Here is a 25,098-nt window from a genome sequence, read left to right as displayed (position 1 = left end):
GACGGGTGACCGAGCCCCACGAGGCGGCGCCGGAAGCGGCGCACCTCGCGGGGCTCGACGCCGCGGTGAGCCGCTGCCACGCCTGCCCGCGGCTGGTCGCCTGGCGGGAGGAGGCCGGCCGGACCCGGCGGCGCTCCTTCGCCGACGAGGAGTACTGGGCGCGTCCCGTGCCCGGCTTCGGGCCTGACGACGCGTCACTGCTGTTGGTGGGTCTGGCGCCGGCCGCGCACGGCGGCAACCGGACCGGCCGGATGTTCACCGGCGACCGCTCCGGCGATGTCCTGGTCGCGGCGCTCCACGCGGTCGGCCTCGCGTCGCAGCCCACCTCGGAGCGCCTCGACGACGGGCTGCGGCTGCACGGCGTCCGTTTCACCGCCCCGGTGCACTGCGCCCCGCCGGACAACCGCCCGACCCCGGCCGAGCGCGACACCTGCCGCCCCTGGCTCGTGCGGGAACTCCAGTTGCTCCGACCGACGTTGCGTGCTGTCGTCGCCCTCGGGGCCTTCGGCTGGCAGGCGCTGTTCCCGGCCCTCGCGGCGGCGGGCTGGACGGTCCCACGCCCGCGCCCGGCCTTCGGGCACGGGGCCCGGGTGGTGCTCGAACCAGCGGGTGACGGCAGCCCGTTGACGTTGTTCGGTTGCTACCACGTGAGCCAGCAGAACACCTTCACAGGGCGGTTGACCCCGGCGATGCTGCGCGGCGTGCTGGCCGAGGCGTGGCAGGCCGCGTCGCCCCGGAGCTGAGACAGCCGGGTGCCGCACCGCTACCCTCGTGCGGTGACGCACGCGGGCGGTCGCGCGCGGAGACGGGGGAGGCCACAGATGTCGTTCAACCCGACCGGACCGGCGGGCGGTCCGCCACGGCGCAGCGAGCGGGCGAGCGTCGTCGCGGGGGTCGGCGGCGTGGTGGCGCTGCTGCTGGAACTCGCGCTGCTGCTGGCCCAGGTGCTGGTATCGCACAGCGTCGGCTCCTTCCTGGCCAGCCTGTTCGGTCTGGGCGACGTGTCGCCCACCGACCCGTTCTGGTTCAGCAGCTGGGACGTCGCCCTGTGCGTCGTGCTGGCGGCGGGCGCGCTCGGCTGCCTGGGCGGCCGCGACTGGGGCCGCTCGGCGGTCCTGGCGGCGATGGTGCTGATCGCCTACCCCGACGGCACCATGCTGCTGGACACCCTGCGGACGTCCTCCGGACGTTCCGGCTTCGGGCACGGGCAGTACATCTGGTACGACTCGATCGTCATCATCGAGGTACTGGTCGCCGTGGCCACGCTCGTGGCGGTGCTCGTGTCGGCCGCCGCCTCCCGGAAGAGCGCGGGCCCGGCTCTCCAGCCGTCCCCGGCCGGCCTCCCGGCCGCGGGCCCGCTCCCGCAGGGCGGTTACCCGCCGCAGGGTCAGCCCCACGTCGGTGGCTTCCCGCCCCAGCCCCAGCCCCCGCAGGGCGGCTACGCGCCGCAGCCGCAGGCCGCCTGGGGGCAGCCGCCGATGCCGCCGCAGGAGGCGGCCTCCTACCGTCCCACGGAATTCGCAGCCCCGCCCGGTCAGCCGGGCGCCCAGCCCCAGGGCGGCTACACGCCGCAGGGTCCCGTGCCGCCGCAGGGCCAGTCGCCCCAGGGCGGCTATGCGCCGCAGGCGGGTCCGGGACAGCCGCCGGCGCCGCAGGGCCAGACCCCGCAGGGTGGTTACGCGCCGCAGGCGGGTCCGGTGCCGCAGGGCCAGTCGCCGCAGGGCGGCTATGCGCCGCAGGCGGGTCCGGGACAGCCGCCGGTGCCGCAGGGCCAGCCGCCGCAGGGCCAGCCGCCGCAGGGTGGTTACGCGCCGCAGGCGGGTCCGGTGCCGCAGGGCCAGCCGCCGCAGGGTGGTTACGCGCCGCAGGCGGGTCCGGGACAGCCGCCGGTGCCGCAGGGCCAGCCGCCGCAGGGCCAGCCGCCGCAGGGTGGTTACGCGCCGCAGGCGGGTGCGGTGCCGCAGGGCCAGCCGCCGCAGGGCCAGACCCCGCAGGGTGGTTACGCGCCGCAGGCGGGTCCGGGGCAGCCGCCGGTGCCGCAGGGCCAGCCGCCGCAGGGTCCGCCGCCGCAGGGCCAGACCCCGCAGGGTGGTTACGCGCCGCAGGCGGGTGCGGTGCCGCAGGCGGGGTGGGGGCAGGGGCCGATGTCGGCGCAGGAGGCGGAGTCGTACCGTCCGACGGAGTTCGCGCCGCCTCCCGGGCAGCCCGGGGCCCGGCCGCCGGCGGAGCCGGAGCGCTGACGCCGGGGGGCGCCGGGCTCGGGCCGGTCGGCCTGCCACGCCTCCGCCGCCCGTGGGGTCCCGGCCGTCGCCCCGCCTCTCGCCTCTCGCCTCCCGCCTCCCGCCTCCGCCCGAGCCGGGAGGCGGGGTGGCGGAAACGGGAGTTCACTGGTGGTGAGCCTGGCCGCCCGGCGTGCCTCCCGGGCGGGCGGCAGGGACGAGGAGGCCTCATGTCCACCACCGCAGAGATCACTGTCGAAGTCGTCGAGAACGACGCGCACGACGGCGACACCGTGCTCGCCGTGCTCGCGCAGATGTTCCAGGCCACAGGTGACATCCCGCCGATGCCGGCGGCCACCGCACCCGCCGGGGCCATCGGGCCCGCGATGTGCAGGGCGCGGTCGTTCCTCATGGATCCGGAGTCGACGCCGATGGGCGCCGCCGTGACCGCACCCCACCTCGCCCACTCCGTCGACGTGGACATCCTCGGGCCGTCCGACGCGGTCCAGCAGGCCCGTCAGGCCCTCGCCGGCGTTTTCACGGTCGAGGACCTGGGGTGGGTCTCCGGAGAGCACGAGTTCGAGACCCGGCTCCGTCTCAGCTGACGCCTCGGCCGAGCGAGCCCCGGAACGCCGACGGCGGCCTGCCGAGGAGGCGGCCGAACGCGGCCGTGAACGCCGCGGGGTTGTCGTAGCCGAGGCCGGCCGCGATCCGGGTGACCGGGACGTCCGCCGCCAGCAGCGGCAGCGCGTGCAGGATGCAGGCCCGCTGCCGCCACTGGGAGAAGGACAGTCCGGTGTCGCGCCGGAAGAGGCGGGCCAGGGTGCGCTCGCTGACACTGAGCTCCCCGCACCAGCGCGCGGGCGGGTCGTGCACGTCGGGGCGGCGCAGGAACGCCTCGCACAGGTCCCGCAGGCGCGGCTCCCGCGGCAGCGGCACGTCGAGTGGCAGGGGAGTGAGGCTGCGCAGCTCGTGCAGCAGCAGTGCGGCGACGGCCTCGTCACGGCTGTGCTCGGGGTAGCGCGGTTCCATCTCCACGGCGGCCAGGATCAGCGCGCGCAGCAGGCCGGAGACGTCGACGACCTGGCAGCGCGCGGGAAACCATGGCACCGCTGCCGGTTCCAGGTACAGGCTGCGGGTGCTGACGCCGCGCATCGCCACCTGGTGGCGGACCGTGGGCGGGATCAGCACGGCACGCGCCGTCGGTACCGTCCAACTGCCGTCCGCGGTCTCGACGTGCATGAGGCCGGTGGCGGCGTACAGGACCTGGGCGCGGCGGTGTTCGTGCCAGGGGAGCAGGTGGTCGTCGGGGTAGTCGGTGCCGATCGCCACGACGGCCCGGTCGAGGTCCTCCACCCGCGTGATCGGGATGTTGTGCACGGGCTGAGCCTAGGGCCTGTCCGATCCACGTAGGAATTTGGCCATCTGTCGATTGCCCGACACCGGCGCGGCTCCGTAGCGTCGACGCCGTGCTGACCTCCTTCTCCACCCTCCTTCTCTTCGGCTGCCTGACGGGCGTGCTGACCGTGCTGTTCGGCTTCGGCGGCGGCTTCGTCACCGTCCCGGTGGTCTACGCGTACCTCACCCTCGCCGCGCCCGGTGGCGCGGACGCGATGCACGTGGCCGTGGCGACCTCGGCGGCGGTGATGGTGGTGAACGCGGCGACGGCGGCGCTCGGGCAGTGGCGGCAGGACCGCCTGCGTCGGGCGTACCTGTGGCCGCTGGCGGGCTGGATCGCGGTCGGCGCGGCCGTCGGGTCGTTCGCGGCCACCTTGGTCGGCGGGACCGAGCTGCGGTTGCTGTTCGCGCTCTACCTGTTGGTGACGATCGCCGACACGCTGCTGCGCAAGGGCTTCCTCCGGGTCGCCGACGGGCAGCCGCCCCGGCCGCTCGGGCGCGGCACGGCGACCTTCGGTGGTACCGGGATCGGCCTGGTGGCCGCGGGGCTGGGCGTGGGCGGCAGCGTGATGACCGTGCCGCTGCTGCGCCGCCGGGGTCTGCCGATGGCGGAGGCGACGGCCATGGCCAACCCGCTCAGCGTGCCCGTCGCCCTCGCCGCGAGCCTCGTCTACGCGCTCGCGCCCGCCGCCTCGGCGGCCCAACTGCCCGCGCACCCTGGACAGTTGGGTTACATCGACCTGACGGCCTGCGGCGCTCTGCTCCTCGGCTCGCTGCCGACGATCGCACTGGTCCGGCGGATCGCCGGGCGTGTGCCCGACCGGGTCCATTCCGTCGCCTACGTCGCCCTGTTGGGAGCGGTGCTGCTGGTGACGGTCAGCGTTTGACCCCGACGCCGCCCAGGAAGCCGCGCGTGGCACGCAGTTCGCTGACCGTCGCCTCCGCGTCCCACGCGGCGCAGGGCACCAGCCCGGGCGGGAGGAGGTCCAGGCCGGCGAAGAAGGCCTCGATCCGCTCGGCGCGGCGGGGGGTCAGGCGGTCCACCGTCTCCCGGTACAACGCCGTGACCTGGTCCGCGCGGGCCTGGTCGGCGGTGTCCACCCACTGGGAGATGTGGCAGACATGACTGACGATCAGCATGCTGCCGGGCGCGAGCGGTTCCAGCAGCCGGCGGACGGCGGCGTGCGGCTCGTCGGCGTCGTCGACGAAGTGCAGGACCGCGCCGAGCACCAGGGCCACCGGCTCGCCGTCGCCCAGCAGGTTCGCGACCGGTGCCGCGGCGAGCAGGGCCTCCGGGTCGCGCAGGTCGGCCTGGAGCACGGCGGTGGCCGGCATGCCGGGGTGCGCGACCAGCGCCCGGGCGTGGGTGACCACCAGCGGATCGCGGTCGACGTACACGACCCGGGCGTCCGGACGGCTCTGCACGGCGATCTCGTGGGTGTTGCCGGGCGCCGGGATGCCGGTGCCGATGTCGAGGAAACGGGAGACCCCGGCCTCGGCGGCCCGGCGGACGGCGCGGGTCAGGAAGGCGCGGTTGAGCCGCATCGCGTCCCGGCTCTCCGGGATGAGCCGCTGAAGGGTGTGCGCGGCCTCGCGGTCGGCGGCGAAGTGGTCCTTGCCGCCGATCAGGTAGTTGTAGATCCGGGCCGGGTGCGGCCGGTCCAGGTCGAGCGAGGCCGACGGCGCCGCCTTCGCGTCGTCCGATGGCCATATGGCCCGTCGTCGTTCCATTGCGGAGTCCCCCGTCCCCGTCTCCACCGCCGAGTCCGGCGGTGGGTCGTGCATCCCCGGGAACAACCCTACGCCGGTTCGATCGGTCGAGCGCCGACGAACGGTCAAGAAATGTCATTGGACAGACAGATGAAGCTCTCGCGATCATTTGTCGAGGTCATGGCATTACGGGTGGGCGGGAAGCCGGTCGTCGATCCGGCCGTTGCGGAACTTCTCTTCGGGTCGGACTCCCGCGCCAGAGCCGAACTCGCGACGCGCGGGACGGCCTCGGCGGGCGGGGCCGGTCCGCTCGCGCTCCCGGTGTCCTCCCGTCGCGTCGCCCGGATCAGAACCCCAGGGCCAGACGGTGGTAGGCCTGGTTCCAGCGAAGCTCGCGGGCGAGGCCCCGGGGGGTCGTGGCGGCGTCGATGAGGACCAGCTCGGTGCGGGTCATCTCGGCGAGGTCGTCGAGGTGTTCCGCCCGGAGCGCGCTGGAGTACACGGTGTGGTGCGGCCCGCCCGCGGTGATCCACGCCTCGGCGGAGGAGGCCAGATCAGGTCGCGGCCGCCAGACGGCGCGGGCGACGGGCAGCGCGGGCAGCGGCTGCGGCGGGACGACGGTGTCGATCTCGTTGGCGACCAGGCGGAAGCGGTCGCCGAGATCGGCCATGCCGAGCACCATGGCCGCGCCCGGGGCGGCGTCGAAGACCAGGCGTACCGGGTCCTCCCGGCCGCCGATGCCGAGCGGGTGGATCTCCAGGCGCGGGGTGCCGGCCGCGATCGACGGGCAGACCTCCAGCATGTGCGCGCCGAGCACCAGTTCGCTGCCGGGGGTGAGGTCGTAGGTGTAGTCCTCCATGAACGAGGTGCCCCCGGGCAGGCCGGACGCCATCGTCTTCAGCGTGCGCACCAGGACGGCGGTCTTCCAGTCGCCCTCGCCGCCGAACCCGTAGCCGTCGCCCATCAGGCGCTGCACAGCCAGGCCCGGTAGTTGGCGCAGGCCGCCCAGGTCCTCGAAGTTGGTGGTGAAGGCGCCGTAGCCGCCGCTCTCCAGGAGGTGGCGCAGGCCCAGCTCGATCCGGGCGCCGTAGCGCAGCGCGTCGTGCCGCTCGCCGCCCTGGCGCAGTTCCGCGGCGACCTCGTAGCGCTCCTGGTACTCCTTGACCAGCGCGCCGACCTCCGCGTCCGAGGCGGCGTCGACGGCGGCGACCAGGTCGTTCACGCCGTGGGTGTTGACCGAGACACCGAATCGCAGCTGTGCCTCGACCTTGTCTCCCTCGGTCACGGCCACGTCGCGCATGTTGTCGCCGAACCGGACCACTCTGAGCTCGGTCAGCTCCGCCTTCCCGAGCGCCGCGCGGGCCCAGCTGTCGACGCGGGCCGCCACCGCCGGCGCGCTCACATGCCCGGCCACGGTCTTGCGCGCCACCCCGAGCCGGGTCTGCACGAAGCCGAACTCGCGGTCGCCGTGGGCGGCCTGGTTGAGGTTCATGAAGTCCATGTCGATGGTGGCCCAGGGCAGTTCGACCTGGCTCTGGGTGTGCAGGTGCAGCAGCGGCTTGCGCAGCGCGTCCAGGCCGGCGATCCACATCTTGGCGGGGGAGAAGGTGTGCATCCACGCGATCACCCCGACGCACGCGTCGTCGCCGTTCGCGTCCAGCATCGCCCGGCGGATCGCGGCGGCGTCCCGCAGCAGCGGCTTCCACACCAGCGCGACGGGCGCGCCGAGCCGCGCGCCCAACTCGGCCGCGACGGCTCGTGACTGCGCGGCGACCTGACGCAGCGTCTCCTCGCCGTACAGATCCTGGGTTCCGGTGAGGAACCAGACCTCACGGGCGGCTGGGTCGGTCATCCTTTGGCTCCCTCGGGGCTGTCGGCGGCGGGATGCTGCCCGTACACGTGCTGGTAGCGGTCGTGGAGCCGGTCGATGTCCGGCTGCGGCAGACGGTCGACGGGCCCGAGCTGCCGGGCCAGGTGCATCGTGCGGGCCACGTCCTCGCACATCACTGCGGCCTTCACGGCGTCCTTGGCGCTGCCGCCGATGGCGAAGACGCCGTGCTGCCGCATCAGCACGGCCGGGGAGCGGTGGCCGCGCAGCGTCGCCACGATGCCCTGCCCGATCGAGTCGTCCCCGATCAGCGCGAACGGACCGACCGGGATGTCGTCACCGAACTCGTCGCCCATCGCGGTGATCGCGCACGGGATCGCCTCCCCGCGCGCCGCCCAGGCGGTGGCGTAGGGGGAGTGCGTGTGCACGACCCCGCCGACCTCGGGCATCGCCCGGTAGACGTAGGCGTGCGCGGCGGTGTCGGACGAGGGGGAGTGGTCACCGGCGACGACCCTGCCGTCCAGGTCCGTCACGATCATCGTCTCCGGCGTGAGCTCGTCGTAGGAGACACCGCTGGGTTTGATCACCAGCAGCTCCGCACCGGGGACGCGGGCGCTGACGTTGCCGCTGGTCCAGGTGACCAGCCCCCAGCGCAGAAGTTCCGCGTGCAGGGCGCAGACCTCCGCCCTGATCGTGTCGATGTCCCTCACGCGTGGTCCTCCTCGGTGTGGCTGGTGGCCCGCGCCGCGTCGCGCCGTGCGCGCAGGCGGTGCAGTGTGTCGCTCCCGCCCCGGCCGAAGTGGTCGTGCAGCTCGCGGTACTCCGCGAAGAGCGGGTCGTAGGTGTCGGCGCGGGCGGCCTCGGGGGTGAAGACGGCGCGCTCGATGCGGCCCATGGCGGCGGACGCGGCGCGGATGTCGGGGTGGGCCCCGGCGGCGACGGCCGCGTGGATCGCCGAGCCGAGGGCCGGGCCCTGCCCGGAGCCGACCAGGTTGACCGGGCGGCGCAGCACGTCGCTGTAGAGCTGCATCAGGAACCGGTTCTTGGCCAGCCCGCCCGCCACGGTGAACTCGGTCACCGGGACGCCGGCCGCCTCGAAGGCCTCGACGATGACGCGGGTGCCGAAGGCGGTCGCCTCCAGCAGCGCCCGGTAGATCTCCTCGGGGCGCGTGTCCGCCGTGCCGGTAGGCGTGCACAGCCCCGCCGAGCAGCGTGCCGTCCTCGACGGAGACGACGACCGCGCGTCCGGACAGCGTGCCGAAGTCGACGCCGACGGTGCCGCACGGCGGTCTTGCAGTCATGTGAGCGCTCACATTTCTCGGCGGACGGCGGGAGCTCCGGGAAGGTGGGGCGGGGTGCGTGGCTCATTGTTAGCGCTAACAATGAGCTGGCGTCAAGACATCGCGCAGCCGAACGCGTCAGCGCGGCGTCGGCCGGGAGTACCGGTGCGGGGCCGAGCCGGCCGGGGACGAGTCCTAGCCGGCCGGTCGGCGCCCCGGCGCGGCCGTGCTGCTCCGCACCACCGGCTCCGGGGCCACCAGCACGCGCGGCGGCCTGCCGTCGGTGGGGCCGGACTCGATGCGGTCGAGGAGGAGTTCCAGGCCCCGGCGGCCCAGCTCACCGAAGTCCTGACGCACCGTCGTCAGCGGCGGGGTGAAGAACGAGGCCTCCGGGATGTCGTCGAACCCCGCCACGCTGATGTCGCCCGGAACCGCGATCCCCGCCTCGCTCAGCGCGCGCAGCAGCCCCAGGGCCATGTGGTCGTTCGCGCAGAAGACCGCCGTCACCGAGCGGTCCGTGGCGAGCCGCAGGCCCAGCTCGTAGCCCGAGCGGGCGCTCCAGTCGCCCGTCAGGGGTTCCGGTGCGGACGCCCCCGCGTCCGCGAGCGCGGCGCGCCAGCCGGCGACGCGGGCCTTGGCGTCGAGCCAGTTCGCCGGGCCGGCGAGGTGGTGGACCGTCCGGTGGCCGAGGTCCAGCAGATGGCGGGTGACCGCCCGCGCGCCCGACTCGTTGTCGACGGCCACGGCCGGCACCTTGGCCCGCGGCCCGCTGCCGACGGCGACGATCGGCAGGTCCGCGCCCAGCGCGGCGAGCGCGCCCGCCGCGGAGGTCTGCGGCGCTATCACCAGCACGCCCTCGACGGCCTGACCGTGCAGCCGGTCCACGGCGTCCTGGACGGACCGGGAGTCCAGCGTCCGCACACTGACGATGCTGACGAAGTAGTCGTGGCCGCGGGCCGCCTGCTCGATGCCGTGCAGCATCGAGGCGGGGCCGTAGAGGGTGGTGTCGAAGCTGACCACGCCGACGGTCCGGGTGCGGTTGGTGACCAGCGCGCGGGCTGCCGAGTTCGGCCGGTAGTCGAGCTCGCGGATGGCCGTCAGCACCCGCTCGCGCGTCGCCTCCTTCACGTGGGGGCTGTCGTTGAGCACCCGGGAGACCGTCTGGTGCGACACCCCGGCCAGGCGCGCCACGTCGGACATGACCGGCTTGCGTCCGCCGCCCGCCGTGGTCTGCGCCGTCATCTGGGTCCTCCTCGCCAGGCCGCCGCGCCCCGCGTGCGGCTCCGCTGCGGAACGTTACCGCGTGGACGGCCCACTGCCGTCCGTCCGGGCCGCGCCGGAACGACTGTGAGCGCTCACACTCAGCCCCGCCGACCACCCGTCACCACTCCGGGCCACCCCACTCGCGGCCCCCTGAGCCCGGTGTGAGACTCCGCCTATGAGCACCGTCGCCGATCCGCCGCAGGCTGCCGCCCCGCCCGTGCTCGACGTACGGCAGCGCAACATCGTCTTCGGCACGATCGTGCTCGGTATGCACACGGTGTTCCTGTGGACGGTGCCGGTCGCGCTGCTGGGATTCGTGGTCTCGCTCTTCCTCAAACAGGTCAAGCTGCGCGACACCGCCCGGTCGAACTCGACCGACGTCGGGGAGGGCTTCGCGCAGCCGACCGGCGCGGACTCGAGCCGGCAGCTGGAGTACGCGGTGGGGAAGATCATCTCCAGAGTCCACCTGGACACCGCCCGCCAGGTCGTGCGCGGCTCCGGGGCCGAGGTCGACATCGCGGGCGCCTGGGCGCTGATGGAGGTCGAGGGCTTCACCCGCAGCGTGGGCCACGCCAGGGTCGGCCTGATCGCGGCCCGCAAGCGCGTCCCGCCCGAGGTGCTCGACCCCGTCTTCGACCGCATGGTCGCCGAGGGCTACCTCACCCGCAGCCACGACTTCCTCGACCACACCCCGGCCGGCACCGGCCAGGTGCAGGTCCTCACCACCGCCTGGTCCGAGTGGCTGCGCGACCGGCTCGCCGAGGACATCGGCCGCCCGGGCGGCGCTGAGCTGCGGGCCGCGGTCGACGTGATCGCCAAGCGTCTGCTGCTGGAGGACCTGGCCAACGGCCTCCCGCAGGGTCGCGAGACGGCGGCGCGCGCGGCGTAGGAGGCGGCCGCGTTCAATCCGACGACCGTAGGTGTCTCACCCTCCAGGCGGTGGTACCGGACCGCCGCCCGGATCCGGAATGATGACACCGGAACGCCCGTCCGCGTCCTGTGGGTGGGGGCCGCCCCGGCCGTCGTGCTCGGCCGGGGCCTCCGCCCCGCGTTTTTCGCCCGCCGTTTCGATCGGCCCCGCGTGTCGATCGGGCCCGCGTGTCGATCGGCCAGAGCGACCTGGATTGCTGAGGCATGCTCAACTATGGTGAGCCGTGCTCAGTCAATCGTCCGTTCCGTCGGAGTCGCGGCAGTGATGGATCAACTCGGCCCGCTCCTGCGTCGGATGCGCAAGGACGCCCGGCTGACGCAGGAGCAGTTGGCGGAGCTGTCCGGGGTGAGCGTCAGCACCATCCGCAGGATCGAGACCGGCCGGGCCGCCGACCTGAGGATGCGCACGGTCGGCCAACTTGCCGACGCCCTGGATGCGAACGCCGAGGACCGCCGCGTCCTGGCGGACGCGCTCGCCGGCATGCGGGGCGAGGCGGAACCCGAACCCGTCGCGACGCCGCGGCCGGTGCCGGCGCGTGGGCCCGATCCGGGGTCGGCACCCTCCCGGCTGGGAGCGGCACTCGCGGACGCCGCCGAGGAGTTGGCCCGCGAGGTGCGCCGTCGGCTGCGCCGCGAGGAGGAACACCGGCGTGTGCACGACCCGTTCGCCCTGCCGGTGCGCTGGCGGGCGGCGTCCGGCGTGCCGAGCGACCACCGGGAGAACATCCAGCGCGTCGCACCCGGGGCCGAGGTGCCGGAGTTGGACCTGACGGGCGACCTGCGCGCCGTCGCCGACGTCTACCGGAAGGTGTCGTCGGGCCGCCTGGTGGTCCTGGGTACCGGAGGTTCGGGCAAGTCGGTGCTCGCGATCCGGCTCGCCCTGGATCTGTTGGAGCGTCAGACACCTGCGGATCCGGTGCCGGTGGTGTTCAGCCTCGGCTCCTGGAACCCGGAGTCCACCACGTTGCGCGACTGGATGGCCGACCTGCTGGAGCGGGACCATCCGCACCTGGCACGGCGGGCCGGCAACGGCTCCACGGCGGCGGCCGAATTGGTCCACGGACGCGCCGTCCTGCCGATCCTGGACGGCTTCGACGAGATCGCGGAGCGGCTGCGCGGCCGGGCGCTGGCGGAGCTGAACGAGGCGTTGCAGCCGCTCGTCCTGACCAGCCGCCACGACGAGTTCGCCGAGGCCGCTGAGGCGGTGCGGTCCCCGCTGCTCTGGGCGGCTACGATCGAACTGTGCGAGCTGAGCCTCGCCGACGTACGGCACTACCTGCCCCGGACGGCCCGCTCCACGGTCGACGGCCCATCGCCGTGGCAGCGGGTGCTGGACAGGCTGGACGACGCCGAGGACAGCGCCGAGGCCGGTGGCGGCGACGGGCCCGCCCGCAACCTCGCGGCCGTACTCGCCAGTCCGTTGATGGTGGCACTCGCCCGCACGATCTACAGCGACTCCACCGACCGTGCGCCCACCGAACTGCTGGACGCGACCCGCTTCCCGACCCGGCACGCCATCGAGGAACACCTGCTGGCCGGGTTCGTGCCCTCGCTCTACCGCGAACGCGCGCCCGAACGCTCCTCCGCTGACGACCGGAGCCCCGCGAGCCGCCGTGGCTCCGCGAACCGCCGTGGCTCCGCGAACCGCTGGGCCGCCGACCGTGCCGAGCGGTGGCTCGGCCACCTCGCCCACCACCTCGTCGTGGCCGAGCGCGACCAGCAGGACCTGGCCTGGTGGCGGCTGGCCGCGACCGCCCGGCCCGCCACCCGCGTCCTCGCCGTCGCGGTCGTCTGCGCCGCCGTGGTCACCTGCGCGGACTGGCTGGTCGACGTGGTGGCCGCCGACGGCACCCTGGCACAGGCCCTCCTCGACGGCATCCTGATCGGGCCGGTCACCGGGGCCGGGTTCGCCGCGATGTACGCGGTGGTGATCGGGATCCACGGCCGGACGATCGCCCCGGCGCGCGTCGGCCTGCGGCTGCCGCGCCTGCGGCTCAGCGACCGGACCGACCGGACCGTCCGGACCGGACGGGTCGGCCGCCCGGGGCCCGCGGAGCCGGTGCGGCCCGCAGAGCCGGTGCGGCCCGCGGAGTCGGCGGGGCTCGTGGCGCGGGCCGGGCGCGCGGCGAGGCGGATGACCATGAGGCGCCTCGGCGCGGTCCTGGCCGGAGGGTTCGTGCTGGGTGGCGGGGTGGCGGTCGCCACCGCGCTGGAACGCGCCCTGTTCGACGGCGTGCCGCTGACGGATCCGCAGGTGCTGGAGGGCACGGCGATCAACATGCTCGCCTTCGGCCTGATCTTCGGTTCCGCCACCGGGCTCGGGCTCGTCCTCATGGCGGCGCTGGAATCCCCGCTGGACACGGCGGCCGCCGCCACCCCCGCGGCCCTGCTGGCGGCCAACCGGGCGACGGTGGTGCGCCAACTCGCCATCCTGGCGCCGCTGCTCACCCTCACCATCGCCTTCGGCGGCTTCCTCGTCGCCGACCTGCTCTCCCCGCTCTTCGGCCCGATGTCCTGGGACCTCGCCGACGGGCTGTACCTGGGCGCGGTCGGCGGCCTCGGGGGAGCGCCCGCGTACGCGCTCGCCTTCACGGCCTGGGGCCAGTGGCTGGTGCTCGGCCGGATCTGGCTCCCGCTGACCGGGCGGCTCCCGGCCGATCCCGCGGGCTTCCTCGACGACGCCTACCGCCGGGGTGTGCTGCGCCAGAGCGGCGCCGTCTACCAGTTCCGCCACGCCCGTCTCCAGCACCACCTCGCCCGCGACCACCGCGAGCGCCGGCCGGAGTACGCGTCGGCGCGCTTCCCGGCGGCCCGGCAGCCGGCGGCCGAGGCTGTGGCGGGAGTGGAGGCCGAGTAGGGCGCAGACCGGCGGGGCCGCCACGAGGGGCGGCCCCGCCGACGGTGCGTCAGTGCCCTCGGGCGATCCACTCCTCCAGGTGCGGCGCCTCGGCGCCGATCGTGGTGGTGCCGCCGTGGCCGGTGCGGACCACCGTCTCCGGCGGAAGGGTCAGCAGCCGGTCGGCGATCGAGCGCACGATGGTGGGGAAGTCGGAGAACGACCGCCCCGTCGCTCCCGGTCCACCCGCGAAGAGCGTGTCCCCGGTGAACACGGTGGTGAGCGCCGGCACGTGGAGGCAGATGGCGCCGGGCGCGTGACCCGGCGTGTGAAGGACGTGGAGCTCCGTTCCCGCGACGGTGAGCACCCCACCGTCCGCCAGCTCCCCGTCGGGCTTCCGCTCCGGGTGCGTCTGCTGCCACAGCGGCAGGTCGTCCGGGTGGAGCAGGATCGGCGCGCCGGTGCGGTCGGCGAGCTCGGGGGCCGCGTTCACGTGGTCGTTGTGGGCGTGCGTGCACACGATCGCGGTGACCTCGCGGCCGCCCACGGCGCGAAGGATCGCCTCGGCGTCGTGGGCCGGGTCGACGACCACGACGGCGTGGTCGTCCCCGACCAGCCACACGTTGTTGTCCACCGCCCAGCTGCCGCCGTCCAGGGTGAAGACGCCGGAGGTCTCCAGGTGCTCGACGCGGGCCGCCATCAGAGGACCACCACCGAGCGCAGCACGTCGCCGTCGTGCATCCGGGTGAAGGCCTGCTCGACCTGGTCGAGCGCGATGGTCTCGGTGACGAACGCGTCCAGGTCCAGCCGGCCCTGGAGGTAGAGGTCGATCAGCATCGGGAAGTCGCGCGAGGGCAGGCAGTCGCCGTACCAGGAGGACTTCAGCGCGCCGCCGCGGCCGAACACGTCCAGCAGCGGCAGTTCCAGCCGCATCTCGGGCGTGGGCACGCCCACCAGCACGACGGTGCCGGCCAGGTCGCGGGCGTGGAAGGCCTGCCGGTACGTCTCCGGGCGGCCGACGGCCTCGACCACGACGTCCGCCCCGAAGCCGCCGGTCAGCTCCCGGATCGCCTCGACCACGTCGTCCTGGCCCGGCCCGGAGAGCACGGTGTGCGTGGCGCCGAGCCGTTCGGCGGCCGCCAGCTTCCGCTCGTCCACGTCGACTGCGATGATCTTCGAGGCCCCGGCCAGCCGGGAGCCCATGATCGCCGCGCCGCCGACGCCGCCGCAGCCGATCACGGCGACCGTGTCGCCCCGGCCGACGTTGCCCGTGTTGATCGCCGCGCCGAGCCCCGCCATCACCCCGCACCCGAGCAGTCCGGCCACGGCCGGGGAGGCCGCCGGGTCGACCTTGGTGCACTGCCCGGCGGCGACCAGCGTCTTCTCGGCGAAGGCGCCGATCCCGAGGGCGGGAGAGAGCTCCTGGCCGGTGGCGGCGAGGGTCATCTTCTGCTTCGCGTTGTGGGTGTTGAAGCAGTACCAGGGCCGGCCGCGCAGACAGGCCCGGCACTGGCCGCACACCGCGCGCCAGTTCAGGATGACGAAGTCGCCGGGCGCGACCTCGGTCACGCCCTCGCCGACGGACTCCACGATCCCGGCGGCCTCGTGGCCCAGCAGGAACGGGAAGTCGTCGTTGATGCCGCCCTCGCGGTAGTGCAGGTCGGTGTGGCAGACGCCGCAGGCCTGCACGGCCACCACCGCCTCGCCGGGGCCGGGATCCGGCACGACGATCGTCTCGACGCGCACCGGCTCGCCCTTGCCGGGCGCGACGACTCCTCGGACCTGCTGCGGCATGACGGGACACCTTTCGTACTGCGTTGTGGAGGGAAGCGTTGCGGGGAGGACAGGAGGGGTCAGTTGCTGAGCTTCCCCGCCACCCAATCATGGAAGGCCCCGATGTGGTGCTCACTGGGCACCAACACACCACCACGGGCGTAGGCGCGCGAGTCCATGGCCGGCTGGCAGCGTTCGCACGCCTCGAAGTCCTGGACGTTCACCCGGTGGAACAGCTCCACGGAACGGTCCAGGTCGACTCCCGCGTCCACCACGTCCTTCAGGAAGAGCCAGTCGCACTCGACGACCGTGTGGTCCGCGGCGAGCGGGATCATCCGCAGCACGATCACGTGGTCCGGCACGAGGTTGACGAACACCTGGGGCTTGATCGTGATCGCGTAGTAGCGGCGGTCCTGTTCCTCGGTGACGCCCGGGATCCTCGCGACACCGGCGCTGCCGTCCACGGTGAAGCCCTCCGCCTCCTCGGCGAACTCGGCGCCGTGGCCCACGTAGTACTGCGCAGCGAAGCCGCCCTTGAACTCCGGCAGCATGTCGGTGAGTTCGGGGTGGATGGTGGCGCAGTGGTAGCACTCCATGAAGTTCTCGACGATGAGCTTCCAGTTGGCGCGCACGTCGTAGCGGACGCGCCGGCCCACGGCGAGTTCGTCGGTCTGGTAGTGGTCGATCGCCTTCGGGTCACCCAGCCGCTCGGTGGCGGCGCCCATCACGTCCTCCTCGAAGGACGGCGGTTCCTCGGCCAGGCAGACCCAGACGTATCCGAGCCACTCGCGCACGTGCACGTTGACCAGTCCGTAGGTGGTCCGGTCCACGTCCGGCATGCTGGTGAGGTTGGGCGCGGCGACGAGCCTGCCGTCCAGCCCGTAGGTCCAGGCGTGGTACGGACACTGGAAGGCGCGCTTCACCTCGCCCTCCTCCTGCGTGCACAGGCGGGCGCCGCGGTGGCGGCAGATGTTGAGGAAGGCCTTCACCGCGCCCTCCCGGGTCCGGGTCACCAGCACGCTCTCCCGCCCGACCTGCACGGTGCGGAACTTCCCCGGCGCGTCCAGCTCGGAGGCGCGGACGGCGCAGAACCACATCCGCTCGAAGATCTTCTCCTGCTCCTGGGCGAAGACCTGCGGGTCGGTGTACGCGGAGCCGGGCAGGGTCGGGATGAGGCTGGCGGGCAGCTCGGTCGCGGTCACGTCGGGACACCTTTCAACGGTGGGAGGACACTCAGGGGCGCGAGGACCTGCGCGGGAAACCACGGAAGCGGATGGCCCTGCTGAGCGAGGGCCGTGCCGCGTCAGTGGCTACACACGAATGCGGGCCATCCCTGGATCGAACAGCGGTTCCTCGGCGACGACCGCCGCCAGCAGCTCGCCGAAGTACTCGACGTCCAGCCGCGTGCCGGGCGCGGCCAGCGAGACGGGCAGCCACGCGTACGCGATCGACCTCCCGATCGTGTACCCGTACGCCGCGCTCGTGACGTAGCCGACCGGCGCGCCGTCCGCGGCGCGGACCGGCTCCCTGCCCATGACCACGGCGTGCGGGTCCTCCAGCAACAGTGGCGTCAACCGCCGCTTCGCCGTCTCCTCGCCGAGGCCGACCAGTGCCTCCCGGCCGAGGAAGTCGCCCTTGTCCATCCGGACCGCGAAACCCAGCCCCGCCTCGTAGGGGGTGTGCTCCGCGGTCAGGTCGGTGCCCCAGGAGCGGTAGCCCTTCTCCAGCCGGAGGCTGTTGAACGCGCTGCGTCCTGCCGCCACGACGCCCAGCCGCTGTCCGGCCTGCCACAGCGTGTCCCACAGCCGCTGTCCGGCGTCGGCCGTGGTGTACAGCTCCCAGCCCAGCTCGCCGACGTACGACAGCCGCATGGCCGTGACCGGCACCTCGCCGACGCAGGCCTGCCTCGCCTTGAAGTAGCCGAAGCCGCGGTGCGAGAAGTCCGCGTCGGTCAGCGGCTGGACCAGCTCGCGGGCGAGCGGCCCCCAGACGCCGACGCAGCAGGTGCCGCCGGTGATGTCCCGGATCTGGACGGGGGAGCCGTCCGGGCGGTGGCGGGTGAGCCAGTCCAGGTCGAGCGGGCCGTTCGCGCCGACCTGGAAGCGCTCCGGGCCGAGGCGCGCCACCGTCAGGTCGCTGCGCACGCCGCCCGACTCGTCGAGCAGCAGGGTGTAGGTGACCGCGCCGACCGGCTTGTCCAGCTGGTTGGTGGTCAGGTACTGGAGGAGCTCCAGCGCTCCGGGGCCGGAGACCTCCAGCCGCTTGAGCGGCGTCATGTCGAAGAGCGCGACGCGGGAACGGGTCGCCAGTGCCTCGGCTCCGGCGATCGGCGACCAGTACCGCGACGCCCACGCGCCTCGCCCGGGGATCTGCGCCACCTCCGGCAGTGAGGCGTTGGCCTCGAACCAGTGCGGCCGCTCCCAGCCGGCGCCCTCCAGGAACACCGCTCCCAACTCCCGCTGCCGGGCGTGGAAGGGGCTGACCCGCAGCGGGCGGGGCTGCTCCATCGGCTGGAGCGGGTGGAGGATGTCGTAGACCTCGACGAAGTTCTGGCAACTGCGCTGGTGCACGTACGCCGGTGCCAGCTGCACCTGCTCGAAGCGGTTCAGGTCGCACTCGTGCAGGTCGGTCTGCGACCGGCCGTCCACCAGCCACTGCGCCATCGCCCGGGCCACGCCCGCGGAGTGGGTCACCCAGACGGCCTCCGCGACCCAGAAACCGCGCAGCTCGGGCGCCTCGCCCATGAGCGGGAAGCCGTCGGGCGTGAAGGAGAAGATGCCGTTGAAGCCCTCCTCGACCTTGGTCGCGGCGAGTGCGGGCAGCAGCGTGCGGGCGTCGAGCCAGGACGGCTCGAAGTCCTCCTCGGTGAAGGGCAGCATCGAGGGCATCACCGGGCCACCGGGAGCCGCGACGTCCGTGAGCGGGACCGGCAGCGGGCGGTGTGCGTAGGAGCCGATGCCGATGCGGTCCACGTGCTCGCGGAAGTAGAGGTCGCGGTCCTGGTGCCGCAGGATCGGCCTGGAGGCTTCCAGGAGCTCGGAGTTGTGCCCGGCGAGCGCCGCGAGGGGAGTGGTCCGCGCGTACTGGTGCGCCAGCGGCACCAGCGGGACGGTGAGCCCGGCCATCGCGCCGAGCTTCGGTCCCCAGAACCCGGCGCAGGAGACCACCACGTCGGCGGGGAAGGATCCGTGTTCGGTGGTGACGGCCGTGACCCGCCCGCCGCTCGACTCGACCCCGGTCACCGCGTGGTGCCCGAGGAAGCGCGCGCCGCGCCCGATCGCCAGACGGGCCTGGGCCTCGGCCGCGCGCAGCGCCTTGGCCAGTCCGTCGTCGGGGGTGTGCAGGCCGGCCAGCACCTGCCCGCGGTCCAGCAGCGGGTGCAGCTCCACGCACCGGTCGGCGTCGACCAGTTCGGCGCGGATGCCCCACGAGGCGGCGTAGCCGTGCCGGCGCCGCAGTTCCTCGACGCGTTCCGGTGTGGTCGCCACCTCCAGGCCGCCGACCTGGCGGAAGCACCACGCTCCGTCGAGCGTCAGCGCCGTGTACTTCTCGACGGTGTAGCGGGCGAACTCTGCCATCGCCTTTGACGCGTTGGTCTGGAAGACGAGACCGGGAGCGTGGGAGCTGGAGCCGCCGGTGGCGAAGAGGGGACCCTGGTCGAGCACGGTGACGTCGGTCCAGCCGCGCGCCGTGAGCTCCTCGGCCAGTGCGCAGCCCACGATCCCGGCGCCGACGATCACGACTTTCGGATGAGCGGTCAAGTGATCCATCCCCTCGGGGAGTTGGGTGATCCACTGTGACTGTTGCCTATAGCGCAATGAATTGCGTGATGTGAAACAGACTCAGTTCCCGGAGCGTGCCTGTCAAGACTTCGGGCGGTGGCCGGCCCCTCGTCAGCCCCCTTGACACCCTCTTTGCGCCACTTCCATACTCGGCGACACGTTGCGAATGAAGGTCAATGTTTCTCATCACGCAACATGCGAGGAGGCGGCTGCTCATGCGGCCCGAGGTCCGCACCAACTCCCTGTTCATCGACGGCTCCTGGACCGCTGCCGAGGGCGGCGGCGAACGGATCGTCACCAACCCCTATGACGCGACCGAACTGGCCACCGTGGCGGAGGCGTCGACCGCCGACGTGGACCGCGCGGTGCGCGCCGCCCGCGCCGCGTTCGACGCGGGCGGCTGGGCCCACGCGCCCGCCGCGCGCCGCGCCGCCGTCCTGACGGCTACGGCCGACGCGCTCCAGGAGCACCGCGCGGAGCTGGCCCGGCTGGAGACCCTCGACACGGGCAAGACGCTCGCCGAGAGCCGCTACGACGTCGACGACTCCACCGCCGTGCTGCGCTACTACGCCGCGCTGGTCACCACCGAGGCCGGCCGAACCGTCGACACCGGCCGGGCGGACGCGGTCAGCCGCGTCGTCCACGAGCCGGTCGGCGTCTGCGCGTTGATCACGCCGTGGAACTATCCGCTGTTGCAGATCACCTGGAAGCTGGCCCCGGCGCTCGCGGCGGGCAACGCCGTCGTCGCCAAGCCCAGCGAGGTCACCCCGCTCACCACGGTCCGCCTCTTCGAGCTGCTCCAGGAGCGGCTGGACGAGGCCGGCGCACCGGCCGGGACGGCCAACCTCGTGCTCGGCGGCGGCGCGGTCGGCGCGGCGCTGGCCGAGCATCCCCTGGTGGACCTGGTCTCCTTCACCGGCGGTCTCGCCACGGGACGGTCCGTCATGCGCGCGGCCGCCGAGACGGTCAAGAAGGTCGCCCTCGAACTCGGCGGGAAGAACCCCAACATCGTCTTCGCCGACGCCGACCTGACCACGGCCGTCGACTACGCGCTCACCGCCGCCTTCCTCCACTCCGGCCAGGTCTGCTCCGCGGGGTCCCGGCTGCTGCTGCAACGCGGGCAGCACGAGGAGTTCATCACCGAGCTGGCCCGCCGCGCGGAGAGGATCCGGCTGGGCGACGGCCTCGCCAAGGGCACCGAGTGCGGCCCGCTCGTCTCCGCCGAGCACCGCGCCAAGGTGGAGCGCCATCTCGCGGGCGCCCTGGCCGAGGGCGCCGTCCTGCGCGCGGGCGGCGCCCGCCCCACCGAACCGGAGCTCCAGCAAGGGTACTTCCTGCGCCCCACCGTCCTCTCCGGCTGCCACCCCGGCATGGCGGTGGTCCGCGAGGAGGTCTTCGGCCCGGTGCTGACCGTCGAGCTCTTCGACGCGGAGGACGAGGTCGTCGCCCTGGCCAACGACACCCCCTACGGTCTGGCCGGCGCCGTGTGGACCAAGGACGCCGGACGGGCCGAACGCGTCGCACAGCGCCTGCGTCTCGGCACCGTGTGGATCAACGACTACCACCCCTATGTGCCGCAGGCCGAGTGGGGCGGTTTCAAGCAGTCCGGCACCGGCCGTGAACTCGGCCCCTCCGGCCTGCGCGAGTACCAGGAAGCCAAGCACATCTGGCGCACGATCGACCCCGCACCGCAGTACTGGTTCGCCGACTGACCCACTCGCACTCGCCGCACGGCACCGGGAGCGCCCATGAGCACATCGGAAACGACCGCCGCACCCAGAGAACCGGGCCACGACACCCATGATCTGGCCCGTTTCGGTTACCGGCAGGAGCTGGAGCGCTCGCTCGGCTCCTTCTCCAGCTTCGCCGCCGGATTCAGCTACATCTCCATCATGACCGGCGTCTTCCAGCTCTTCGGCTTCGGCTTCGGCGCGGGCGGCCCGGCGTTCATCTGGTCCTGGCCGCTGGTCTTCCTCGGCCAGCTCGCCGTCGCGCTCTGCTTCGCGGAGATGGCCGGCCAGTTCCCGCTGGCCGGCGGCGTCTACCAGTGGTCCAAGCAGATCGCCCGCCCGGTCACCTCGTGGATGTCCGGCTGGATCATGGCGATCGGCGCGGTGGTCACCGCGGCAGCCGTGGCCGTCGCCTACCAGGTGATCCTGCCCCAGGTCTCGCTCGCCTTCGAGATCGTGGGCGGAGCCTCCGACGCGGGGCAGACCGCGACGCCGAACGGCGCCAGGAACGCGATCCTGCTGGCGCTCGGCCTGGTGGTGTTCACCACGATCGTCAACCTCGTCGGCGTGCGACTGATGGCGAAGATCAACAACTTTGGCGTCGCGGTCGAACTCACCGGCGTCACCCTGCTGATCGTCATGCTCGCGGTCCACATCCACCGGGGTCCGCAGGTTGTCCTGAAGACGGCCGGTACCGGCACCGGCCACTCCTGGGGCTATCTCGGCGCGTTCCTGGTCGCCTCGATCATGAGCGCCTACGTCTTCTACGGCTTCGACACGGCCGGCGCGTTGGCGGAGGAGACCAAGGAGCCGCGTCGGCACGCCCCGCGCGCCATCATCCGGGCGATCTCGGCCGCGTTCCTTGCGGGCGGACTGCTCATGCTGATCGGCATGATGGCCGTCGGCAACATCAACGCCCAGGAGCTGGGCACGCTCGGCATGCCGTACCTCATCAAGTCGACGCTGGGCACGGGCCTCGGCGACGCCTTCCTGGTCTGCTCGGCGATCGCCATCACGGTCTGCTGCCTGGCCGTCCAGACGGCCGCGATCCGGCTTCTGTTCGCCATGGCGCGGGACGGGCGGCTGCCGTTCGGCAAGGCCATCGCCAAGGTCTCGCCGCGCTCCAAGACGCCGGTGGCGCCGGCGCTCATCACGGGCGTGCTGACGATCGCGCTGCTGCTGGTCAACATCGGCAACCAGCGGGTCTTCTACATCCTCACCTCGGTCGCGATCATCCTCTTCTACATCCCCTACCTGATGGTCACCGGCCCGATGCTGGTGCGCCGCCTGCGCGGCGAGTGGCCGCGCCCGGACCACGGCCCCTACTTCAACCTCGGCCGGTGGGGCACTCCCGTGAACGCCTTCGCAGTCCTGTACGGCGCGGCCATGACGGTCAACCTGGCGTGGCCCCGCGCGGCGGTGTACGGCAGCGACCACTGGTACTACCAGTGGGGGGCGATCGTCTTCACCGCGGTCATCACCGCGGTGGGCCTGGGTCTCTACCTGCGCTACCGCCGCGGCGTAGCCGCGTCTGCCGCGCCCCTGGAGCTGGTCCCGGAGACCTGACCGCCCACGCGCCGGCGACGCCCTCGGACGAGGAGGCCGAGGGCGTCGCTGACGCGCGCGGGCAAGCGGAGGGAGCGCGGATCGAACGCGCGCAGGGTCGCCCCTGACGACGGCTTAGCAAGCCGCTGCCTTACCACTCGGCCACCCCTCCGTGGTGCTCCCACCCTGGGAACGGGAGGGGCGCCGAGCCAAGGGGTTTTCCTTCAGCGGTTTTCCTTCAGCGGGTGCGTACGTACCCCAGGCGGGTCGAGACCTGCTCCGCCGCCTCCCGCACCGCCTGCGCCACCTCGGCGAGGCGCGGCTCGGCCAGGCGGAAGGACGGGCCGGAGGCGCTGATCGCCGCCACGACCTGGCCGTTGTGGGCGAAGACCGGTGCGGCGACGGCGTTGAGGCCGGTCTCCAGCTCCTCGACCGTGCAGGCGTAGCCGTCCTTGCGGGCGGTCTCGAGCTGGCGCCGCAGGCGGGCCGGATCGGTGACGGTCTGCGTGGTGAAGCGTTCCAGCGGGTCCGCGAGCCGTGCGGCCAGCGCCTGCTCCGGCAGGTGTGCGAGCAGCACCTTGCCGCTGGAGGTGGCGTGCAGCGGCGTGCGCTGACCGACCCAGTTGTGTGTCGTGATCGCCGAAGGACCCAGCACCTGCTCGATGTTGACCGCGGCGTCGACGTCGAGGATCGCCACGTTGATGGTCTCCGCGACCTCGACCGCGAGCCGCTCGCAGACCGGCCGGCTCTGCTGCGACAGGTCCAGCCGCACCGTCGCCGCGCCCGCGAGGCGGACCAGGCCCAGGCCGAGGCGGTACTTGCCGCGCTCGCCCGGCTGCTCGACGAGACCGCGCAGCTCCAGCGCCGCGACCAGCCGGAACGCCGTGGACTTGTGCACGCCGAGCTCGGCGGCGATCTCCGTGACGCCCGCTTCGCCGCGCGCGGCCAGGAGTTCGAGGATCGTGACGGCGCGGTCCACCGACTGCACGGGGGACTCGCCGGGCTGCACACCGTTGCTCATGGCGCAACAGTATGCCTGCGCGAGCGGCCTGCGGACCCTCTTGACAGTACTTCAGGTCAGGGAAACCATGTTGCGCATACCGAATCCTGTTGCGTGATACGCGACACTCTGGAGGTTCCGAGTGATCACGGTCTGCCGGATCGACGACCTGCCCCCCGGTGAGGCGCTCCGTGTGACGCAGGGCGTCCCCGTTCCCATCGCCGTCTTCAACGCCGACGGTGTTCTCTACGCCGTCGACGACACCTGCACGCACCAGGACGCGTCCCTGGCGGACGGCTGGCTCGAGGGCTGTCTGGTCGAGTGCCCGCTGCACGCGAGCTCCTTCGACCTGCGCACCGGTCGCCCCACCTGTCCGCCCGCGAAGGCCGCTCTGCGCACCCACCGGGTCGACGTCGTGGACGGCCTGGTGCTGCTCCAGGTGACCGCCACCGACACCGTGGGGGAACCCGCGTGAGGAGCGTCCTGGTCGTCGGGGCCTCGCTGGCGGGTCTCGGCACCGTCCGCGCGCTGCGCGAGGAGGGTTTCGAAGGGGCGATCACGGTCGTGGGGGAGGAGCGCCGACTGCCCTACGACCGCCCGCCGTTGTCCAAGCAGTTCCTGGCCGGGGAGCTCGACGCGCACGACCTCGCGCTCGGCGACGCGCAGGAGTACCAGGACCTCGACGCCGACTGGCTGCTCGGCGCACGCGCCGTGCGGCTCGATCCGGGGGCGCGCACGGTCACCACGTCCGACGGCCACGAGCTGCGCACGGACGCGGTCGTCATCGCGACCGGGGCCGCCGCGCGCACCCTGCCGGGTGTCCGGGAGCTCGCCGGCGTGCACACCCTGCGCACGCTGGAGGACGCCGAGGCGCTGCGCGCCGGGCTCACCACCGGCCGGCCCGCGGTCGCCGTCGTCGGCGCCGGTTTCATCGGCGCGGAGGTGGCCTCCACCGCACGGGCGATGGGGCTGGACGTCACCGTGATCGAGGCCGCCGAGGTGCCGCTGGAGCGCGTCCTCGGGCCGGAGATGGGCCGGGTCTGCGCCTCGTTCCACGCCGAGCACGGCGTCCGGTTGCTGAGCGGGGTCGGTGTCGCAGGGCTGGAGGGCGCGGGGCCGAAGGGCGCCGGCCGGGTCACCGGCGTGCGGCTGGCGGACGGGCGGCTCGTCCCCGCCGACGTCGTCCTGGTCGGCGTCGGGGCCCGCCCCGCGACCGACTGGCTCGACGGCTCCGGGCTGCGCGTCGAGGACGGCGTCGTCTGCGACGCGGGCTGCGCCACGGAGGTCCCCGGTGTGGTCGCCGTGGGCGACGTCGCCCGCTGCCTGGACCTGTTCACCGGCGGCCACACCCGCGTCGAGCACTGGACCAGCGCCACCGAGCAGCCCCGCACCGCCGCCCGCACCCTGCTGACCGGCGTCTCGGCGCCGGCCCCCGCCAGCGCGCCGTACTTCTGGTCCGACCAGTACGGCTCCCGCATCCAGTTCGCCGGCCACGTCCGGCCCGGCGACGTGCCGCAGGTCGTCGAGGGCGAGCCGGCCGGCCGCCGCTTCGCGGCCGTGTACCGGCGCGAGGGCCGTCCCGTCGCCGTACTGGCGGTCGATCAGGCCAAGGCCTTCGGCCGCCTGCGCCGTACTCTCACGCCCGCCGTCGTCGCCCTTCCCCGCCCCGCCTGACCGGAGGAAGCCACGCCATGAGCCTGTTGAACGAATCCCTGCACAGCCTCGACCCCGAGGTCGCCGCCGCGGTGGACGCCGAGCTGCACCGCCAGCAGTCGACCCTGGAGATGATCGCCTCCGAGAACTT

The 25,098-nt window shown here is 73.3% G+C and carries 20 protein-coding genes, 1 tRNA gene and 1 pseudogene; 10 read left to right on the top strand and 12 right to left on the bottom strand.

Going from position 1 to position 25,098, the window contains the following annotated elements; translation table 11 throughout:
- Positions 1 to 5 precede the first annotated feature (5 nt).
- The 3 genes from ABH931_RS18235 to ABH931_RS18225 all read left to right on the top strand — a co-directional run bounded on the left by ABH931_RS18235 (position 6) and on the right by ABH931_RS18225 (position 2,824).
- A complete protein-coding gene (locus ABH931_RS18235) occupies positions 6 to 743 on the top strand; it encodes a uracil-DNA glycosylase (RefSeq protein ID WP_370114473.1) in 738 nt (245 codons plus the stop codon).
- Positions 744 to 821: 78 nt separating this feature from the next.
- Complete coding sequence (locus ABH931_RS18230; RefSeq protein WP_370114471.1) at positions 822 to 2,240, top strand: hypothetical protein; 1,419 nt, start codon at positions 822 to 824, stop codon at positions 2,238 to 2,240.
- A 209-nt stretch (positions 2,241 to 2,449) separates the two neighbouring features.
- The gene (locus tag ABH931_RS18225; protein WP_370114469.1) at positions 2,450 to 2,824 is read left to right on the top strand and encodes a hypothetical protein; all 375 of its coding nucleotides are present in this window, start codon (positions 2,450 to 2,452) and stop codon (positions 2,822 to 2,824) included.
- Here the strand turns inward: ABH931_RS18225 and ABH931_RS18220 are convergent.
- On the bottom strand, positions 2,817 to 3,599 hold the full coding sequence (locus ABH931_RS18220; RefSeq protein WP_370114467.1) for a helix-turn-helix transcriptional regulator: 783 nt from the start codon (positions 3,597 to 3,599) through the stop codon (positions 2,817 to 2,819). The genes ABH931_RS18225 and ABH931_RS18220 overlap by 8 nt on opposite strands.
- A gap of 89 nt (positions 3,600 to 3,688) precedes the next feature.
- On the opposite strand from ABH931_RS18220, the gene ABH931_RS18215 reads away from it, so the two are divergent.
- Positions 3,689 to 4,504 (top strand): sulfite exporter TauE/SafE family protein, encoded by an 816-nt coding sequence (locus ABH931_RS18215; protein WP_370114465.1) that lies wholly within the window; start codon positions 3,689 to 3,691, stop codon positions 4,502 to 4,504.
- Here ABH931_RS18215 and ABH931_RS18210 read toward each other — a convergent pair.
- From ABH931_RS18210 to ABH931_RS18190, 5 genes and pseudogenes are all read right to left on the bottom strand, one after another.
- Complete coding sequence (locus tag ABH931_RS18210; protein ID WP_370114463.1) at positions 4,494 to 5,348, bottom strand: SAM-dependent methyltransferase; 855 nt, start codon at positions 5,346 to 5,348, stop codon at positions 4,494 to 4,496. The two genes, ABH931_RS18215 and ABH931_RS18210, sit on opposite strands and share 11 nt — an antisense overlap.
- A gap of 325 nt (positions 5,349 to 5,673) precedes the next feature.
- Positions 5,674 to 7,179 carry an L-arabinose isomerase gene (gene araA, locus ABH931_RS18205; protein WP_370114461.1) on the bottom strand — a complete coding sequence of 502 codons (1,506 nt, stop codon included), beginning with the start codon at positions 7,177 to 7,179 and terminating at the stop codon, positions 5,674 to 5,676.
- A complete protein-coding gene (locus ABH931_RS18200) occupies positions 7,176 to 7,865 on the bottom strand; it encodes an L-ribulose-5-phosphate 4-epimerase (protein ID WP_370114459.1) in 690 nt (229 codons plus the stop codon). Before ABH931_RS18200 ends, araA begins: the two co-directional genes overlap by 4 nt.
- Positions 7,862 to 8,335, bottom strand: a pseudogene (locus tag ABH931_RS18195) (FGGY-family carbohydrate kinase); the annotation flags it as partial. The gene ABH931_RS18200 and the pseudogene ABH931_RS18195, both read right to left, overlap by 4 nt.
- Before the next feature lie 295 nt (positions 8,336 to 8,630).
- Complete coding sequence (locus ABH931_RS18190; protein WP_370114457.1) at positions 8,631 to 9,677, bottom strand: LacI family DNA-binding transcriptional regulator; 1,047 nt, start codon at positions 9,675 to 9,677, stop codon at positions 8,631 to 8,633.
- A 196-nt stretch (positions 9,678 to 9,873) separates the two neighbouring features.
- Here ABH931_RS18190 and ABH931_RS18185 point away from each other — a divergent pair, with 196 nt between their 5' ends.
- Positions 9,874 to 10,587 carry a hypothetical protein gene (locus tag ABH931_RS18185; protein WP_370114455.1) on the top strand — a complete coding sequence of 238 codons (714 nt, stop codon included), beginning with the start codon at positions 9,874 to 9,876 and terminating at the stop codon, positions 10,585 to 10,587.
- Positions 10,588 to 10,893: 306 nt separating this feature from the next.
- Complete coding sequence (locus ABH931_RS18180) at positions 10,894 to 13,485, top strand: helix-turn-helix domain-containing protein (RefSeq protein ID WP_370114670.1); 2,592 nt, start codon at positions 10,894 to 10,896, stop codon at positions 13,483 to 13,485.
- 49 nt (positions 13,486 to 13,534) lie between these two features.
- Here the strand turns inward: ABH931_RS18180 and ABH931_RS18175 are convergent, their stop codons facing one another.
- From ABH931_RS18175 to ABH931_RS18160, 4 genes are all read right to left on the bottom strand, one after another.
- Complete coding sequence (locus tag ABH931_RS18175) at positions 13,535 to 14,164, bottom strand: MBL fold metallo-hydrolase (RefSeq protein ID WP_370114453.1); 630 nt, start codon at positions 14,162 to 14,164, stop codon at positions 13,535 to 13,537.
- Positions 14,164 to 15,258, bottom strand: coding sequence for an S-(hydroxymethyl)mycothiol dehydrogenase (locus ABH931_RS18170; protein WP_370114451.1), 1,095 nt, complete (start codon positions 15,256 to 15,258; stop codon positions 14,164 to 14,166). Before ABH931_RS18170 ends, ABH931_RS18175 begins: the two co-directional genes overlap by 1 nt.
- Positions 15,259 to 15,317: 59 nt before the next feature.
- Positions 15,318 to 16,439 (bottom strand): aromatic ring-hydroxylating dioxygenase subunit alpha, encoded by a 1,122-nt coding sequence (locus ABH931_RS18165; protein WP_370114449.1) that lies wholly within the window; start codon positions 16,437 to 16,439, stop codon positions 15,318 to 15,320.
- A gap of 108 nt (positions 16,440 to 16,547) precedes the next feature.
- The gene (locus ABH931_RS18160; protein ID WP_370114448.1) at positions 16,548 to 19,007 is read right to left on the bottom strand and encodes an FAD-dependent oxidoreductase; all 2,460 of its coding nucleotides are present in this window, start codon (positions 19,005 to 19,007) and stop codon (positions 16,548 to 16,550) included.
- Positions 19,008 to 19,234: 227 nt separating this feature from the next.
- Between ABH931_RS18160 and ABH931_RS18155 the strand changes: the two genes are divergently transcribed.
- Together ABH931_RS18155 and ABH931_RS18150 are read left to right on the top strand one after the other, a co-directional pair.
- A complete protein-coding gene (locus tag ABH931_RS18155) occupies positions 19,235 to 20,731 on the top strand; it encodes an aldehyde dehydrogenase family protein (RefSeq protein ID WP_370114446.1) in 1,497 nt (498 codons plus the stop codon).
- Between the two features lie 36 nt (positions 20,732 to 20,767).
- Positions 20,768 to 22,315, top strand: coding sequence for an APC family permease (locus ABH931_RS18150; protein WP_370114445.1), 1,548 nt, complete (start codon positions 20,768 to 20,770; stop codon positions 22,313 to 22,315).
- 66 nt (positions 22,316 to 22,381) lie between these two features.
- Here ABH931_RS18150 and ABH931_RS18145 read toward each other — a convergent pair.
- Both ABH931_RS18145 and ABH931_RS18140 read right to left on the bottom strand, forming a co-directional pair.
- Positions 22,382 to 22,466, bottom strand: a tRNA-Ser gene (locus tag ABH931_RS18145).
- Between the two features lie 66 nt (positions 22,467 to 22,532).
- Positions 22,533 to 23,282, bottom strand: coding sequence for an IclR family transcriptional regulator (locus ABH931_RS18140; RefSeq protein WP_370114668.1), 750 nt, complete (start codon positions 23,280 to 23,282; stop codon positions 22,533 to 22,535).
- Between the two features lie 154 nt (positions 23,283 to 23,436).
- Between ABH931_RS18140 and ABH931_RS18135 the strand changes: the two genes are divergently transcribed.
- Positions 23,437 to 23,769 carry a bifunctional 3-phenylpropionate/cinnamic acid dioxygenase ferredoxin subunit gene (locus ABH931_RS18135; protein WP_370114443.1) on the top strand — a complete coding sequence of 111 codons (333 nt, stop codon included), beginning with the start codon at positions 23,437 to 23,439 and terminating at the stop codon, positions 23,767 to 23,769.
- Positions 23,766 to 24,968, top strand: coding sequence for an NAD(P)/FAD-dependent oxidoreductase (locus tag ABH931_RS18130; protein ID WP_370114441.1), 1,203 nt, complete (start codon positions 23,766 to 23,768; stop codon positions 24,966 to 24,968). Before ABH931_RS18135 ends, ABH931_RS18130 begins: the two co-directional genes overlap by 4 nt.
- The last annotated feature ends 130 nt before the right edge of the window (positions 24,969 to 25,098 follow it).

This window comes from Streptacidiphilus sp. MAP12-33 (assembly GCF_041261265.1).
GTDB lineage: Bacteria > Actinomycetota > Actinomycetes > Streptomycetales > Streptomycetaceae > Streptacidiphilus.
Note: the sequence above shows the minus strand (reverse complement) of the source record. Positions and strands in the feature narration are given on the sequence as shown.

What these genes read in the sequence shown, in the direction of transcription:
- ABH931_RS18230 (WP_370114471.1), top strand. Translation starts at nt 822, where the DNA reads ATGTCGTTCAACCCGACCGGACCGGCGGGCGGTCCGCCACGGCGCAGC.
- ABH931_RS18225 (WP_370114469.1), top strand. Translation starts at nt 2,450, where the DNA reads ATGTCCACCACCGCAGAGATCACTGTCGAAGTCGTCGAGAACGACGCG.
- ABH931_RS18210 (WP_370114463.1), bottom strand. Translation starts at nt 5,348, where the DNA reads ATGGAACGACGACGGGCCATATGGCCATCGGACGACGCGAAGGCGGCG.
- araA (WP_370114461.1), bottom strand. Translation starts at nt 7,179, where the DNA reads ATGACCGACCCAGCCGCCCGTGAGGTCTGGTTCCTCACCGGAACCCAG.
- ABH931_RS18190 (WP_370114457.1), bottom strand. Translation starts at nt 9,677, where the DNA reads ATGACGGCGCAGACCACGGCGGGCGGCGGACGCAAGCCGGTCATGTCC.
- ABH931_RS18185 (WP_370114455.1), top strand. Translation starts at nt 9,874, where the DNA reads ATGAGCACCGTCGCCGATCCGCCGCAGGCTGCCGCCCCGCCCGTGCTC.
- ABH931_RS18180 (WP_370114670.1), top strand. Translation starts at nt 10,894, where the DNA reads ATGGATCAACTCGGCCCGCTCCTGCGTCGGATGCGCAAGGACGCCCGG.
- ABH931_RS18175 (WP_370114453.1), bottom strand. Translation starts at nt 14,164, where the DNA reads ATGGCGGCCCGCGTCGAGCACCTGGAGACCTCCGGCGTCTTCACCCTG.
- ABH931_RS18170 (WP_370114451.1), bottom strand. Translation starts at nt 15,258, where the DNA reads ATGCCGCAGCAGGTCCGAGGAGTCGTCGCGCCCGGCAAGGGCGAGCCG.
- ABH931_RS18160 (WP_370114448.1), bottom strand. Translation starts at nt 19,007, where the DNA reads ATGGATCACTTGACCGCTCATCCGAAAGTCGTGATCGTCGGCGCCGGG.
- ABH931_RS18155 (WP_370114446.1), top strand. Translation starts at nt 19,235, where the DNA reads ATGCGGCCCGAGGTCCGCACCAACTCCCTGTTCATCGACGGCTCCTGG.
- ABH931_RS18150 (WP_370114445.1), top strand. Translation starts at nt 20,768, where the DNA reads ATGAGCACATCGGAAACGACCGCCGCACCCAGAGAACCGGGCCACGAC.